The following is a 15,004-nucleotide window of genomic DNA, read 5'->3' as shown; positions in this document are numbered from 1 at the left end:
TTCCGCCATATTTATTGTGTCTATCTTATTAAGAATCGTATTGAATTTTTGCCAGTAGATCAGACGTTATCTGACGATCCGACCTTTGAAATCTGGCATCCAAAATAAGAAGGACTGCCATACTTCATTTTCTGCCTGCATATCATCCAGCTAAAGCCTTATCGCTGCCTCAAATGGGCATGACAGTAGGTTAATACGGAATTCGGGGCATCAGACCCCAAGCAGAGCAGGATCAGGGAATGAAAACGAAATCTCGCTTTCTCAGCGCAGTGGTCGCGGCCACGCGGGACCAGAATTTGGAAATGCCTTGGAAACGGGTTTCAAGCCATTCTGTCAGGGTCGCACGCCGTTTGGCCGCACGACGCTGAAGTAGGAACCCTGAGGGGCCAAGCTGCCGGTCCTGACGGAGAGAACGCGCATCGGAAATTGCTCCGGTCCGATGCGTAACAGGTCGCGATCAACTCCGCGGCATGTTTTTGGAGTGTGTGTGTAGGCAATTGTGGCCTGCAAAGTACGAGTTTGTCTGGGGGGTCATAATGTTGACCAAAGGAACGCGAAATTGCTTCGCTGTGCCGCGCCATATTGGCCGGGGCACGGGTCTTACCCGCTTGTTTCAAGACAAAGAACCTATCTGCCAGGCAGGCCTTTATGGGGTACGCCGCGCCTGACGGAATTTTGAAGGGAACGGAATATTATGACTATTCCAAATTCACTGGTCAGCCCGGCCAGCCACGCTGTTAAAACATCTGCATTACTGAGAGAGTCGCCACGACCAGCCACAACGCAGAAGGCACAGCTGCGGCGCTATGAGGTCAGCTGCTTGATGAAAAACGGCGATGTTTCGCAAATGCGCCATATCGCGCCCGCCTTGCCAATGTTCGAGGATGCATTCTGTGCATTTTCGCGAGGATCTCTGGTAGAAACAGAGCTGGGGCCAGTTGCGATTGAAGATCTGATGCCTGGCGACAGTGTCCTGACTCAGGACGGCACTTCGCAAAAGGTGCTGTGGAAGGGGTCGGTCACTTTGATCCCTGGGCGCGAGGATTCGCGTGGCCGTACACGGCCGCTAACACGAATCATGGCAGATACGTTCGGAATGCAAAAGCCGTTGTCTGGCGTGATCGCCGGTCCTGCTGCGCGACTGCTGGGAACGCCTGCGCACCTGCGACATATCCATGGAAACGAGGCTATCCTGACACCTGTGTCCGAATTTCAGGATGGGATGGGCGTTGTCGAAACAATGCCGCCAACACCAGTCGAATTGTTTCACATTTGCCTGGAAAAGCACAGCGTTATACGGGTGGATGGTTTACAATTTGAAACCTATCACCCAGGTATCAATGCAGTTCGGATGATCAGCCATTCACTTCGGTCGATTTATCTGAACCTGTTCGCGCATATTGAGTCACTGAACGATTTTGGGCCGCTTTTGATACCGCGCGCCGGAGATGGAGAGGTGGACGCAATATCTGCGTAAGTTGTTAACGATTACTGCAAGTGTGGGGGCATCATGCAGCTATTACTAACCTGGATCATATCATTGGCGGTTGTCGCTATTCTTCCGCCTTGCGAGGCACATTCAAAGCGCATGCGGTTTACGCCGTCCGGTTCATTCGTTCTTCCAGAACGTCGAACGGCACGCCGGGCTCGTCTTTTGCGCCGCGGATAACAAGCGAAGTCTTAACGCTGGCCACGTTTGGCGTGGTCAGCAGCTCGCCTGTCAGAAACTGTTGAAAACTGCTGAGATCAGGCGCAACGCATTTCAGAATGAAGTCGACCTCGCCGTTCAGCATATGACATTCCCGGACCAGCGGCCACTCGCGGCAGCGGTCTTCGAAGGCACGCAGTTCTGTCTCGGCCTGACTGTCCAGCCCGACCATCGCAAAGACCTGAACTTCGAACCCCAGCTCTCGCGAATTCACTTCGGCATGATAGCCGGTAATATAACCGGATTCTTCAAGAGTACGAACACGTCGCAAGCATGGTGGGGCCGAGATTCCGACGCGTTTGGCCAATTCGACGTTGGTCATACGACCGTCCGCCTGCAGCTCCGCCAGAATCTTGCGGTCGATTTCATCCAGCCGAGTCGTGACCATCAAATGCTCCTGATTTTTCGGTTCTTATATCAGCACCCCGCCTATGCGCAATAATGTTTCGCATCTGCGCAATTTTCTTTGTTTTCAAAACGCTCGATTTTGTGACCCCATTCCCCAGCTGCATATCTGATGTTGCGCAGGAAGGGGCTTTAAGCCCTGCGCGACCGCCGTTATATCGGTGCGACGGGCAAATGGCCCAATTCAGCCAGTTCGAGCGGGGGTACCATGGCCGACACACGACACACCAAGGTTCTGATCATCGGATCGGGTCCTGCAGGATACACTGCCGGCGTTTACGCCAGCCGGGCGATGCTGGAACCGATCCTGGTGCAGGGGATCGAGCCCGGTGGGCAATTGACGACCACAACCGAAGTCGAGAACTGGCCCGGCGATACTGAGGTTCAGGGCCCTGATCTGATGGTTCGGATGCAGGATCACGTCAAAGCAATGGGGTGCGAAGTGATCGGTGACATCATCAGCGATCTTGATCTGAACCAGCGCCCGTTCGTCGCAAAAGGCGACAGTGGAACCACCTACACCGCCGACGCCGTCATTCTGGCAACCGGTGCCCGCGCAAAATGGCTGGGCCTGCCGTCAGAAGAAAAATTCAAAGGTTTTGGTGTCTCGGCCTGTGCCACTTGTGACGGATTCTTTTACCGTGGACAGGAAATCGTTGTGATCGGCGGAGGCAATACCGCGGTCGAAGAGGCATTATTCCTGACAAATTTCGCCAGCAAGGTCACTCTGATTCACCGCCGGGATGAGCTGCGCGCCGAAAAGATCTTGCAGGATCGCCTGTTCAAGAACGACAAGATCGAACCGCTCTGGTTCCACCAACTGGATGAAGTCGTCGGCACGGACACGCCACTGGGCGTCGAAGGTGTGCGCGTGAAAAACGTCAAGACCGGCGAGGTCACCGAGATCCCGTGCAAGGGTGTTTTTGTCGCGATCGGGCATGCGCCTGCCAACGAGTTGGTCAAAGACAAACTGGACAGCCACATGGGCGGGTACGTGGTCACCAAGCCCGGCTCGACCGAGACCTCGGTCCCTGGTGTATTTGCGGCGGGTGATCTGACGGATCACATCTATCGCCAGGCCGTCACAAGTGCCGGAATGGGCTGTATGGCAGCTCTCGATGCTGAACGCTTCCTGGCTGAGCAAGACTGAGACAACAGCAAGGTCCTCGGGCGCGTCCGGAAACCCTGCTTAGCTTTCGAGCGATACCGCGCATCGGAAACGGGGCATCGCCTCACATAATGAGCAATGATTTTGCGTCGATTCCAATCGACTGAAATCGCAGCTTGGCTTGACCCCCGCGCAGAGGCCCAGCAAACTTGCGCTGAACAGGATGAATGCGGGTGACAGCATTGGACAACGCTCTTTGGCGCGGCGGGTGGACAACCCGCCTTAGGATCGGCAGCGGCCTCGTTCTATTCACCTTCGCATTTTTTCATTTCATAAATATTGGCTTAGGCCTTTTTCACACCGACTATCTTCACGGCATGCAAGACGGGCGGCAAGCGATCACCCGCAACAACTTAATAAGCGCGCTTTTCTACGCGGCATTGTTCGTACATGCTGGCTTGGCCCTTGCTTCAATCGCTCAGCGCAGAACCCTGCGCATGCCTATTGGTTCCGCTTTGCAGATCGTGCTCGGACTACTGATCCCGCTGCAATTGATCTCGCACATCGTCCAGACGCGCGTTGCTCATGAGGTCTACGATGTCAATGACGAGATGGGCTATATCATTGTCCTGATGTGGCCCAACTCGGCGATATGGATGCAGAGCCTTTTGTTACTAATCGTTTGGGTACATGGCTGCATCGGCCTGCACATGTGGTTGCGACTGACCCACTGGTGGCGCAACACGGTGCCTTATCTGATCGGGTTGGCGGTGTTCATACCGTCCTTTGCCCTGGCCGGGTTGCTGACCGAGGGTCGACGCATCTGGTCCGATTTTTCAGACGAATTTCTGCGCGAACAGTATGTTGAACACTACAATTGGCCGTCACCCGAAGCGTTCCAAACCATGTTCAGCATTAAAGACAATGCTCTGATTGCGTTTTGGTTCGCGTTGGGTGCAACGGCCTTGTTCTATGTTGGCCGCAAATTGTGGCGGCGCAGACACTCGGTGCGTATCACTTATGCACGAGGGCCCGAAGTCGTGGCAGAAAAAGGCATGACTCTGTTGGAGATATCCCAAGCCAACGGCGTTCCACACACCGCGCTATGCGGCGGCAAAGGGCGGTGCACCACCTGTCGCGTCATTGTCGAGGATGGGGCAGACAGCTTGCCTCCGGCTGGCGATGTCGAAGCGCGCAGCCTGGCTGCCGTTGGCGCATCCGGACAAACAAGGCTGGCGTGCCAAATTCGCCCAACCGAACCACTCACTGTTTTTCGCGTTTTCAGACCCGATGGTGGCCGCAATCGCGGGCACGCAAGTCAGGGACAGGAACGGCAACTGGCTGTTTTGTTTCTGGACATGCGCGGTTTTACTGCGCGCACCACTGGGCAGCTGCCCTATGACATCGTCTTTCTGTTGAACCGTTTTTTTGACGCGATTGTCCCGGCGATCACCGCCGAGGGTGGAGTTGTGGACAAATACATGGGTGACGGGCTGCTCGCGGTTTTTGAAAAACGTGATGCCTCCAGCTCAGCCCGCGCCGGGTTGAAGGCTGCGATCGACATCAGCCGGGCGCTGGACAGGTTCAACGAGCAATTGGAAGCAGAAGGTAGCCCCCGGATTCGCATCGGGATGGGGTTGCATCTGGGTGATCTGGTCTTGGGTGAGATTGGCGCGGCCGGCCACGCCTCACGGACCATCATCGGCGACGCAGTGAACGTTGCGAGCCGCCTTGAGAGCGAAACCAAGGCGTTAGGTGTAGAGTTACTGGTCTCAGACGAGCTGATTCAGGCAGCAGACGTTGCAATCAACCCGGATGAGATGCGCTTGTTTCAGCTGCGCGGCGTCACGCAACCTGTTCCTGCCCTGCCAGTGGCCCGCGCATCAGACTTGGACCAATCAGTCCATGGTATGGAACACATATACTCAGGCTGATTGGATTGTTGCCACTTGGCGGAACCAAAGTCGCGTTTTCGGCGCCTGACCGGAAATTCCTTCCCTTCCGGTGAAAATCAGCGCATATCGTCCTTTGTTTCATTGACGTCGGTGGACTCCGCTTAATAGTCGGGGCAAATGCCCTGCAAACCGCCTGGAATCACCGGCAATACAAAACTGCTATAAGAGTATTCTGATGACGATGTTAAGCAATTTGGCCCCAATCCCCGAACTTTATGTGTCGTATGACTCGGCCCTGAAATTGAAAGTCGAAGCCGCAGACCTGACCAGTTGGGACCTGAGCCCACGCCAGATCTGCGATCTGGAGCTGTTGATGAACGGTGGGTTCAACCCACTCAAAGGGTTCCTTGGTGAAGCAGATTACGACAACGTGGTCGAGAACATGCGTTTGGCAGACGGCACGCTTTGGCCGATGCCAATCACTTTGGACGTCAGCGAAGACTTTGCAGAAAAAATTGAGCTAGGTCAGGACATCGCCCTACGCGATCAGGAAGGTGTCATTCTGGGCACCATGACCGTCACCGACCGCTGGACGCCGAACAAGGCGCGTGAGGCTGAAAAAGTCTTTGGCGCCGACGATGATGCACACCCGGCGGTGAACTACCTGCACAACCATGCTGGCAAGGTCTATCTGGGCGGCCCCGTGGTCGGCATCCAGCAACCGGTTCACTATGACTTCCGCGCGCGCCGCGACACACCAAACGAACTGCGTGCTTATTTCCGCAAGCTGGGCTGGCGTCGCATCGTGGCGTTCCAAACCCGCAACCCGCTGCACCGTGCGCATCAGGAACTGACCTTCCGCGCCGCCAAAGAAGCTCAGGCCAACCTTCTGATCCATCCGGTTGTCGGCATGACCAAGCCCGGCGACGTGGACCATTTCACGCGCGTACGTTGCTATGAGGCGGTGTTGGACAAATACCCAGCCTCGACCACCTCGATGTCGCTGCTGAACCTGGCGATGCGCATGGCGGGCCCGCGTGAGGCGGTCTGGCACGGCCTGATCCGCGCCAACCACGGGTGCACTCACTTCATCGTTGGCCGTGACCACGCCGGCCCCGGAAAGAACTCGGCCGGTGAGGACTTTTATGGCCCATATGATGCGCAGGACCTGTTCCGCCAGTTCCAGGATGAGATCGGCGTTGAAATGGTCGATTTCAAACACATGGTCTATGTGCAGGAACGTGCCCAGTACGAGCCTAATGACGAGATCGAAGACAAAGAAAACGTCACGATCCTCAATATCTCGGGCACCGAACTGCGCCGCCGCTTGTCTGAAGGTCTGGAAATCCCCGAATGGTTCAGCTTCCCCGAGGTTGTGACCGAGCTGCGCAAGACCAAACCGCCGCGCAGCCAGCAAGGGTTTACCGTCTTCTTTACCGGCTTCTCGGGCTCAGGCAAGTCGACCATCGCCAACGCGCTTATGGTCAAACTGATGGAGATGGGTGGGCGTCCTGTCACCTTGCTGGACGGCGACATCGTCCGGAAAAACCTGTCGTCGGAATTGGGCTTTTCGAAAGAGCATCGTGACCTGAACATCCGCCGCATCGGTTATGTGGCCAGCGAGATCACCAAGAATGGTGGTATCGCAATCTGCGCGCCGATTGCACCCTATGCCACGACCCGCCGCGCGGTACGTGAAGACATCGAACAGTTCGGCGCGTTTTGTGAAGTGCATGTGGCAACCAGCATCGAAGAATGCGAACGCCGCGACCGTAAGGGTTTGTACAAGTTGGCAAGGGAGGGCAAGATCAAGGAATTCACCGGCATCTCGGACCCTTATGACGTTCCAGCCAACCCCGAACTGAGCGTAGAGACCGAAAATGTCGAAGTCGATAATTGCGCCCATCAGGTTCTACTGAAGCTCGAAAGTATGGGCCTGATCGCAGGCTAGTAGACCCGCGCGACGAGGAAATCAAAGGGCAGCGCTTGAACAAAGCACTGCCCTTCTCATTTTTAGTTTCGGCCGTTTGCGATTGTATTCGCAACATCGTTGGCATCAATCGGCGCGCCAGAAGCCCGCAATAGATCGCCAACCTCCCAGTCCCCGCCGTTCACGGGTGCCGGATTGTCCAGCAGCGACATCAGATCGGCGTCATCATTTGGCTTCCAGTTCGGCATGTTGCGCACAAAGGACATCGGGTCACCGTCCAGCAATCCTCCGAACACCTCAGCAACGATCGTACCGCCGACTGCGCCGAGCATGCGACCCGAGTTGTTTGCCGGAAGAATTTGGCTTTCTTTCAGAATGTAGTGCCACAAGATATCCTCATGAGGATCGTTGATCGCATGCGGTGTCAAACCCATCCGTTGCGCGACATCAGAGCCTTTTGGCAACTCCAGACGCATTGAGCGTAACAGATTCAGGAAGGCCAGCATGTTGGGCTTGGGTGCCGGGCCTTCATCCAACGCAAAGACCGCCGACGACAGCTTTGTGTCAATCCGTCTGGCAGGCTGCGGGAAAGGTCCGCCCGAATTGATGTCGAAGAACCAATCCCATTGCACTGTGTGGCGATGCGGGAAGGAGCGGAAACCGCGTAGGTCGTGGCGGATATCTCCTTGGTCATCCTCGGGGCCATCGGGGTGGAAGATCGGCAGCTCTTTTCCAAATCCAAGCCCGGTATCGTTATCATCGTTAACGTTGACCTGATATCCTGGACGTATCAGCGAATGGCCAAAGCGATAGGCCGCCACAGAAAACTCGACCGGCATAAACGGCTGATAGTTCCAATCATAAACGGTGCCGTTGAATTTGTGGTTGTCGGACTTGTCCAGAACTCTGGTCCAAATTGCATCGCTGACCAGGCGTTTAATGAAGTCGTTCCACACAACGTATTGATAGAACCAACGCACTTTGCGCTGCGCTTCCTGAAACCTTTCGCCGTCAAAACCGAACTCGGTCGTCTCATCATCCGGATCACCGGTTGCCAGCTTCTGCATGACCCGGTTGTGCAGTCGCAACATGGCCAACTGGAACTGGGAAACGATCACATTCTCATCGTTACGCATGTCGCCAATAATGGCGCGCCCCTGCCGGTTGCGCAGAAGGTCCGGTTCTTTCGAACCCGCGATGTCCTTGTCGCCCGTCCAGTCCTTCTCAGTTGTCCCAAGCAGGAACACGCCACCACGATTCTTGTCGTACATAAAAGGTTCATCTGCCGGGCCTTCGCCATAGAGACAATCCAGGTCAAGGCGTGGCGTGCGAAAGTTTTCAAGCTTCTCAGGATCGCTTTGACGCATCAGGGAGGAGGTTGGGTCAAACGTGATGTCGTGATCCACGAACTGACCAAAATAGGTGTAACCCGCGGGCAGATTTGCATTGTCCAGGTTGTCTTGCCCGGCCGTTTCGCTCATCTCGTTGGTCGCAAAATCGCGTAACGCTGCGACGGCTGTGGCGTCATCGCCATGGGGGGACCGCCACGGTGGAAGTTCACGAAACAACCTTCCGAATGGACCTTTGTAGTTCTTGGATCTGGGGAGGCTGGTAATGCCATACCTGGATGACGAAACGCTCATCAAAGTGCTCCTAAAATAATACTCGTTACTATTCAAACGGCCCTTCATCGGGCGCAAAATTGATAAAATTTAGTTCTCAAAAATGCCGCCCGAACCCGCAAAATACCGGGACGACCGCGAAACAATGTTACCATGAAATGCGTGGAAACGATAGATTCATAAGTTATCCGCGCAAAAAACAGCCAGTGCTTGCAGTTCGTTCAATCATTGCAATTGCTTGCACCAAGGGACAATCATCCGTCGCACGCCAGGATGAAATCTCGGCCCGAAGTATTTTCACCGCTCGTCTTTCGAATTCTCAATAGTCCACGGCCTGCGTTTGGGCATTTTTTTACGCCGTCAGACGCATTTTATTATACTTTGGGCTGGCGGTTTTGATGGCTGTTTGAATATCGTCGTGCGTTTCGCGCAGAATCATGCAGGCAGTGTCAAAGAAATCACCGATGTTGGGGCCCTCCCAATAGATCGGTACGGAAAGATACAGAACCGCATTGGTCAGTTCTCGTGAGAGATAGTCCCTCTCGCACACCCACTCGATGACCGAATGACGCAATTAATGTCCCACGAGATCCCGCTTCGCTGAGTTGGTCAAGGAACAGAACTTGGTCCTTTCGAGCGACAGTTAGCCCCATCCCGGGACCATCGTCACGCCATAGCCCAGAATGGCATATCTGCCTGAGTCATCAGAAGTGATTAGGCAGATTGACCTGCCCGCGCATCAAGACATGGCCGCGACCTGCAACCTTGATCCCTGTCATTGCGTCGGGCGGGCCAACCCGGGTTACTGTCGCCTGACCGGGGCGACCCATATCGTGGCCTTGTTCAGCGGTGAACGTGTCTTTGTCCATCAGACCGTATTTCCACAGATAAGCAGCCATGGCACCCGTCGCGGATCCGGTAAAAGGATCCTCCGGCGGGCTAGGTGGCGCCAGCAATAGACGCGAGAACGTGTCACCCCCAGCCGTTGCACCCTGAAGTGTCACCAGAAACGGCTCGGCCATATCCGAGCCCGAATAGCCCGCGGCGGCAGCGACTTCGCGCAGCGGACCTTCAGCCAAACGCGCTGCTCGCAATGCTTCATGATCACGCAAAACAGTGATGCAGAACGGCAACCCGGTTGACACCATCTGCGGCGGAGAAATGATCGCGTCCTCACTCAGCCCAATCGCAGAGGCAACAAGGTCAGCCGAGACATGTGCGCTAAATTTTGGCGCGACCTGGGTCATTTCAATCTCGTCGCCGTTCAGCTGTATCGAAACAAGCCCAGCCCCAGTTTCCAGTATCAGACTATCACCTGAAAAAAGCCCCCGAGATTTCATGGCCGCAACCGTGGCAATTGTGGGATGGCCTGCAAATGGAATTTCGCGGCTGGCAAGGAAGTATCGAACCCGAACATCGGCGATGTCCGACGGACCCGTGAAGGTGCACTCCACCAGCGAGGTTTCACGGACATAAGCGGTGCAAACATCCTCGGTCAGCGCCGCGCCGCCATGGACAACAGCACACCCGTTGCCCCCAAAGGCGCGATCACTGAAGGCATCCACCCAATCAAACTCAAACCAGCTCATGCACCTTCTTTCGGATCTTAGCGGTCAAATCATTGGCCATCGGGTCGCGTCAGTGAACGGCCACGGGCGAAAGGTCATGCTGTCGCGCCAAGACAAAGGCCAGCTTACGGTCGGCCACAAGCGCCAGTTGCTGACCGTCCGAGTCGTGCACTGCATACAGATGATCCAGATCGCCGGCCTGTTCTCGCAAATCACGCGGCAGGTCAGCGACATCCACAGATTTCACATAGACGATCCGGTCGCCTTCGGTATTGATCTCAACCGGTGTATTCATAGCTCTTACCCCTTCTTTATATTGATTGTTTGCACCACGGTTTCGGGCACGGCACGGGTCAGGTCGACATGAAGCAGACCGTTTTCCATGATTGCCTCGCCCACTTCGACCCCATCGGCCAGCACGTACATGCGCTGGAACTGGCGTGCGGCGATCCCGCGGTGCAGGAATATGCGCCCCTCGCTGTCGTCGCGTTGACGGCCCCGGATCACCAGTTGGCGATCCTCAATGGTGATCGACAGGTCCTCTTCTGCAAAACCGGCCACGGCCAAGGTAATGCGGTACGAAAAGTCCGAGGTCTGTTCGATATTATAAGGCGGATAACCTTCGTTACCGGCCTTGGCAGACCGTTCCAAAAGGCGTTCCAACTGCTCGAACCCCAAAAGATGCGGGTATGAGCCAAGAGTAAGTTTTGACACGTTTTCTCGTCCTTTTTTGCCAAAGCGACGTTTTGAGCGGCCCCAGTTTCGGCAACCGCACATAATAGAATATGGGAAGAAATCAGGATGTCCACAAGGTCTGGCCGGATTCACTTGAACACACTATCTTGTGTGGAACGCACCACCTTCAAAATTGAGTCGCCCATGAACGCGCCTACCGATCTTTCGATGAAAACAGATGAAGTTCTGCGCGTAGAGCTGGAGGTTTTCCGCCGCCAGCACCGCGATCTGGACGAAGCCATCGAAGCGTTGCAGGCCACTGGCACCTCGGATCAGCTGACAATCAAGCGGCTGAAAAAGCAGAAACTGAAGCTGAAAGACCTGATCCGCCTGATCGAGGATCGCCTGACCCCAGATATCATTGCTTGACGCCTAACAGCCTGACTGTAACGCATTGCCACGAAGACGGATTTGGCTATAGTTCGCGCTCTTTGAAAAGCCAGGGATATGAGCGGATGGGTGAGATCAAAGTCGGGATCATCATGGGCAGCCAATCGGACTGGCCGACCATGAAGGAAGCCGCAGATATTCTGGATGAATTGGGTGTCGCTTATGAAAAGCGCATCGTTTCGGCCCATCGCACCCCTGATCGGCTCTGGGACTATGGGAAAACCGCGGTCGAGCGTGGGTTGAACGTGATCATCGCAGGTGCAGGTGGTGCTGCGCATCTGCCTGGCATGATGGCGTCCAAGACCTGGATACCCGTGATCGGCGTGCCAGTGCAGACGCGTGCACTATCAGGTGTCGATTCACTCTATTCCATCGTGCAGATGCCCAAAGGCTTTCCGGTTGCCACTATGGCCATAGGATCTGCCGGCGGCGCCAACGCCGGTCTGATGGCCGCCGGCATTCTGGCCCTACAGGATGAGGCGCTGGCCAAACGGCTCGAAGCATGGCGTGAGGCTCTCTCGGCCTCGATCCCGCAGGAGCCGAAAGATGTCTGAAACACTGGCACCCGGCGCACGAATCGGAATCTTGGGTGGTGGCCAGCTGGGCCGCATGTTGTCGGTCGCGGCGGCGCGGCTTGGATTTGTCAGCCATATCTACGAGCCGGGCGCGAACCCACCCGCCGGACATGTGGCAGATCACGTCACGACAGCGGGCTATGATGACACGGATGCGTTAACGGCCTTTGCCGCCTCGGTCGATGTGATCACTTACGAGTTCGAAAATATCCCGACCGAAGCGCTGAATGTGCTGGAAGCGCACCGCCCGATCCGCCCGGGACGCGAAGCACTGCGGGTCAGTCAGGACAGGTTGACCGAGAAAGCCTTCCTTCAGGGGCTGGGATTGAATACCGCGCCTTTTGCCGACATCACCGATCTAGACAGCCTACGCGCCGCAATTGATGCGATCGGAGCGCCAGCGATCCTTAAAACCCGCCGTTTTGGCTATGATGGCAAAGGTCAAACGCGGCTTCGCGCACCAGAAGACACCGAAGCAGCATTGTCCGAGATGGCCGGAGCACCAGCCATTTTGGAAGGATTTGTTGAGTTCACGCATGAGGTCTCAATCATCGCGGCACGGGGTCTGGATGGTCAGGTCGCCTGTTTCGATCCGGGCGAGAATGTGCATCGAGATGGTATCCTGTACACGACCACCGTCCCTGCCCGGCTGCCACCTGCGCAGCGCACCGATGCTATCCTAGTAGCGGCCAACATCCTGAACGCCTTGGACTATGTGGGTGTCATGGGGGTCGAGTTGTTTGTGACCCCGAAGGGATTAGTTGTGAACGAGATTGCGCCGCGTGTGCATAATTCGGGTCATTGGACACAGAACGGCTGTGCCGTCGATCAGTTCGAACAACACATCCGTGCCGTCACAGGTTGGCCGTTGGGTGATGGGCAGCGCCACTCGGACGTGGTGATGGAGAACCTGATCGGGCATGACATGGACCGAGTGCCGGAGCTGGCACGGGAGAGCGATGTCGCGTTGCATCTCTACGGCAAAGCCGAGGTTAAGGCGGGCCGTAAGATGGGCCACTTCAACCGGATGGTTCGTTAGGGTTAATCGCGCATCCGCGCGAGGCATCTGGCAGGAGTATTTGCGAAAAGATGAAGAGTTGGCGCGGCGTTAGGTTATGAACCTGGCGGCGATGTCTCCGGACATGTAGCTGACACGCCCACCAGCCATCGTGGCGACCACCCGGTGATTTTCAGCGTTCAAGATGACAAGGTCCGCACGTTTGCCGGGTGCCAACGCTCCGCGATCTGTCAGACCCAATACCTTGGCCGGGCCGGATGAGATCAGAGCCCACGCACCGGCCAGATCCAGCAGACCGCTTTTGGTCAGCATCAGCGCGGCACGACGCGGACTGGGATAGTGGTAATCCGACGCAAGCGCATCACACAGGCCCATAGCGATCAGGTCCAAAGCACTCGCGTTGCCTTTGTGCGAGCCACCCCGCACCACGTTGGGCGACCCTAGTATGATGTAGTCCCCGGCTGTGCGTGCAGCTTCGGCGGCGTCCAGCGTTTCGGGAAACTCAGCGACGGAGACACCGCGCGCGCGCCACCAGGCCCGCGCCTCAGCCGTTGCATCATCATGGCTGCCCAGACGAATGCCAAGATCAGCAAGGTCGGAACAAAGCACCTCTAGCGCAGCCGGAACTTCACCCCTGCGCGCGTGCATGGTCTGCAACATCTCAAGATGGGTTTCCGGGCTACGCCCGGCCTTCAGGGCTTGTCCCGTCAGACGTGGTGGCGTTCGGCTTTGTGCCAACCGGCCGTGCGGTAAGTGGTCGTTGAACACTACATAGGGCACCTGCCATCTCGCGATCCGTTCTGGCAATCCGGCATAATCATCCAGCATATGGGTCTCAAAACGCAGCTGTGGGATCAGGTCTGTCACCACACTGCCTTTCACAGCAGCAATCGCGTCAAAGACTTGAGAGGCAAATTCAGGCCCACGCACGCCCCCCTCCCAGCTGTAAAACTGCGCCAGAACAGCGGTGGTAATACCATTGGCAGCCAACTCGGCCTCAACTGAAAGGATGCCTTCATCCATCTGCTTCATTGCACCCCGGCGCGGCGCAATATGGCGTTCGAACCCGTCGCCGTGCAGATCGACAATACCAGGCAAGACAGTGTAGCCGGACAGATCCACTTGCGGCCCCGCAGGATCCTTTTGCACCTGCCCGTCAGCGATGGTCAGGTTCGCGCGCGACAATCCGACATCTGGCAGCAAGACATCCGCGCCTGATAAAGTCACCTCCAATGCCGTCATTGTGTCGGCTCCGAGTCCGGTTCTGAGCAGTCTTCTCCGATGCAGATCTCATCAATCACGTCCATCACCCCGTCAAGCCAGGTGATTTGCGGGTCAAACTGCCCGAATTCGATGAAATGCAGCGCTTGCGCCATGACACGTGGATTGTTCATCATGAAGGTGTGGGTCACAGGCAGAATGATGTAGTCGGCCATCCCTTCTACTTTGGTGGTTTCAATCGACACTTTGCCATCATCCGGACCATCAATCAGCGATGAAAACACCGGGTTTAATGAGTTTTTGCCTGCGATCACGCCCAGTTCAAAATCAACCGGCGGCAATTGTCGCGGTATACCTTCTGGCCCTGTTCCCAGTTGCAAACCTGCGGGCCCGTTGAGATAGCCAAACACTTCCCAGGCGCTGAGTTCATCAACCAGTTGACTGCCCTGATTTGGCGGGCCCAGCATAACGGTACGGCCCAGATTACTCGGCCGATTGTCCTGCAACCAGTAACGTAGCAATATCCCCCCCATGGAGTGAGACACGACATTCGCAGTATCTTCACCGCATGCTGCAAACGCATCGGGCAAGGTTTGGTTTGCCAAATCGGGAATGCCCATATCGGTTGACGGATAACCAGGGCGAACAACTGTGTAGCCATGGGTTTTGAACAATTGCTCCATGACGGAAAAAGATGCCTCGGTCCGCGCAAGACCATGCAGTAGGATCACGCATTTCGCGCTAACTGCGGCAGGGAAAAGACAAAAGAGGAAGGCGAACAGGAATCTCATATCCGCCAGATAAAGCCTATCCTTCGGCAATGAAAGAC

At 55.9% G+C, this 15,004-nt stretch carries 16 protein-coding genes; 8 read left to right on the top strand and 8 right to left on the bottom strand.

The genetic code is table 11. From position 1 onward, the window contains the following. Positions 1–239: 239 nt before the first annotated feature. Both ACR0BU_RS04020 and ACR0BU_RS04015 read left to right on the top strand, forming a co-directional pair. Positions 240–368 (top strand): hypothetical protein, encoded by a 129-nt coding sequence (locus ACR0BU_RS04020; protein ID WP_298933848.1) that lies wholly within the window; start codon positions 240–242, stop codon positions 366–368. A 326-nt stretch (positions 369–694) separates the two neighbouring features. Next, complete coding sequence (locus ACR0BU_RS04015; RefSeq protein WP_480736121.1) at positions 695–1,477, top strand: Hint domain-containing protein; 783 nt, start codon at positions 695–697, stop codon at positions 1,475–1,477. A gap of 118 nt (positions 1,478–1,595) precedes the next feature. Here ACR0BU_RS04015 and ACR0BU_RS04010 read toward each other — a convergent pair whose 3' ends face one another. Further along, positions 1,596–2,096, bottom strand: a complete 501-nt coding sequence (locus tag ACR0BU_RS04010) for an Lrp/AsnC family transcriptional regulator (protein WP_298933852.1) — start codon at positions 2,094–2,096, stop codon at positions 1,596–1,598. A gap of 225 nt (positions 2,097–2,321) precedes the next feature. On the opposite strand from ACR0BU_RS04010, the gene trxB reads away from it, so the two are divergent. The 3 genes from trxB to ACR0BU_RS03995 all read left to right on the top strand — a co-directional run bounded on the left by trxB (position 2,322) and on the right by ACR0BU_RS03995 (position 7,067). Beyond that, the gene (gene trxB, locus ACR0BU_RS04005; RefSeq protein ID WP_299077273.1) at positions 2,322–3,263 is read left to right on the top strand and encodes a thioredoxin-disulfide reductase; all 942 of its coding nucleotides are present in this window, start codon (positions 2,322–2,324) and stop codon (positions 3,261–3,263) included. A gap of 200 nt (positions 3,264–3,463) precedes the next feature. Then, positions 3,464–5,155, top strand: a complete 1,692-nt coding sequence (locus ACR0BU_RS04000) for an adenylate/guanylate cyclase domain-containing protein (protein WP_480736311.1) — start codon at positions 3,464–3,466, stop codon at positions 5,153–5,155. Between the two features lie 196 nt (positions 5,156–5,351). Beyond that, positions 5,352–7,067 carry a bifunctional sulfate adenylyltransferase/adenylylsulfate kinase gene (locus ACR0BU_RS03995; protein ID WP_300071735.1) on the top strand — a complete coding sequence of 572 codons (1,716 nt, stop codon included), beginning with the start codon at positions 5,352–5,354 and terminating at the stop codon, positions 7,065–7,067. A 62-nt stretch (positions 7,068–7,129) separates the two neighbouring features. Here the strand turns inward: ACR0BU_RS03995 and ACR0BU_RS03990 are convergent, their stop codons facing one another. The 5 genes from ACR0BU_RS03990 to ACR0BU_RS03970 form a co-directional block, all read right to left on the bottom strand. After that, on the bottom strand, positions 7,130–8,689 hold the full coding sequence (locus ACR0BU_RS03990; RefSeq protein WP_480736123.1) for a peroxidase family protein: 1,560 nt from the start codon (positions 8,687–8,689) through the stop codon (positions 7,130–7,132). Positions 8,690–9,020: 331 nt separating this feature from the next. Further along, the gene (locus ACR0BU_RS03985; RefSeq protein ID WP_480736124.1) at positions 9,021–9,242 is read right to left on the bottom strand and encodes a hypothetical protein; all 222 of its coding nucleotides are present in this window, start codon (positions 9,240–9,242) and stop codon (positions 9,021–9,023) included. Between the two features lie 130 nt (positions 9,243–9,372). Further along, positions 9,373–10,257, bottom strand: coding sequence for a PhzF family phenazine biosynthesis protein (locus ACR0BU_RS03980; RefSeq protein ID WP_480736126.1), 885 nt, complete (start codon positions 10,255–10,257; stop codon positions 9,373–9,375). 49 nt (positions 10,258–10,306) lie between these two features. Beyond that, the gene (locus ACR0BU_RS03975; RefSeq protein ID WP_480736128.1) at positions 10,307–10,531 is read right to left on the bottom strand and encodes a DUF1150 family protein; all 225 of its coding nucleotides are present in this window, start codon (positions 10,529–10,531) and stop codon (positions 10,307–10,309) included. 5 nt (positions 10,532–10,536) lie between these two features. After that, positions 10,537–10,950, bottom strand: coding sequence for an Hsp20 family protein (locus tag ACR0BU_RS03970; protein ID WP_298933865.1), 414 nt, complete (start codon positions 10,948–10,950; stop codon positions 10,537–10,539). A 165-nt stretch (positions 10,951–11,115) separates the two neighbouring features. On the opposite strand from ACR0BU_RS03970, the gene ACR0BU_RS03965 reads away from it, so the two are divergent. The 3 genes from ACR0BU_RS03965 (at position 11,116) to ACR0BU_RS03955 (ending at position 12,975) form a co-directional block, all read left to right on the top strand. Further along, entirely contained in the window at positions 11,116–11,340 is a 225-nt protein-coding gene (locus tag ACR0BU_RS03965; protein ID WP_120632106.1) for a YdcH family protein, read from the top strand. 86 nt (positions 11,341–11,426) lie between these two features. Beyond that, positions 11,427–11,915, top strand: a complete 489-nt coding sequence (gene purE / locus ACR0BU_RS03960; RefSeq protein ID WP_298933868.1) for a 5-(carboxyamino)imidazole ribonucleotide mutase — start codon at positions 11,427–11,429, stop codon at positions 11,913–11,915. Beyond that, the gene (locus ACR0BU_RS03955) at positions 11,908–12,975 is read left to right on the top strand and encodes a 5-(carboxyamino)imidazole ribonucleotide synthase (RefSeq protein ID WP_480736130.1); all 1,068 of its coding nucleotides are present in this window, start codon (positions 11,908–11,910) and stop codon (positions 12,973–12,975) included. Before purE ends, ACR0BU_RS03955 begins: the two co-directional genes overlap by 8 nt. Before the next feature lie 69 nt (positions 12,976–13,044). Here ACR0BU_RS03955 and ACR0BU_RS03950 read toward each other — a convergent pair whose 3' ends face one another. Both ACR0BU_RS03950 and ACR0BU_RS03945 read right to left on the bottom strand, forming a co-directional pair. Further along, on the bottom strand, positions 13,045–14,196 hold the full coding sequence (locus tag ACR0BU_RS03950; RefSeq protein WP_299077294.1) for an alpha-D-ribose 1-methylphosphonate 5-triphosphate diphosphatase: 1,152 nt from the start codon (positions 14,194–14,196) through the stop codon (positions 13,045–13,047). Next, positions 14,193–14,966, bottom strand: coding sequence for a lipase family protein (locus ACR0BU_RS03945; RefSeq protein ID WP_299077297.1), 774 nt, complete (start codon positions 14,964–14,966; stop codon positions 14,193–14,195). The genes ACR0BU_RS03950 and ACR0BU_RS03945 overlap by 4 nt, the downstream gene beginning before the upstream one ends. Between the last annotated feature and the right edge of the window lie 38 nt (positions 14,967–15,004).

This window comes from Ruegeria sp. CK2 (assembly GCF_056536585.1).
The sequence above is the reverse complement of the archived record's forward strand: the minus strand, read 5'-3'. Positions and strand labels throughout refer to the sequence as shown.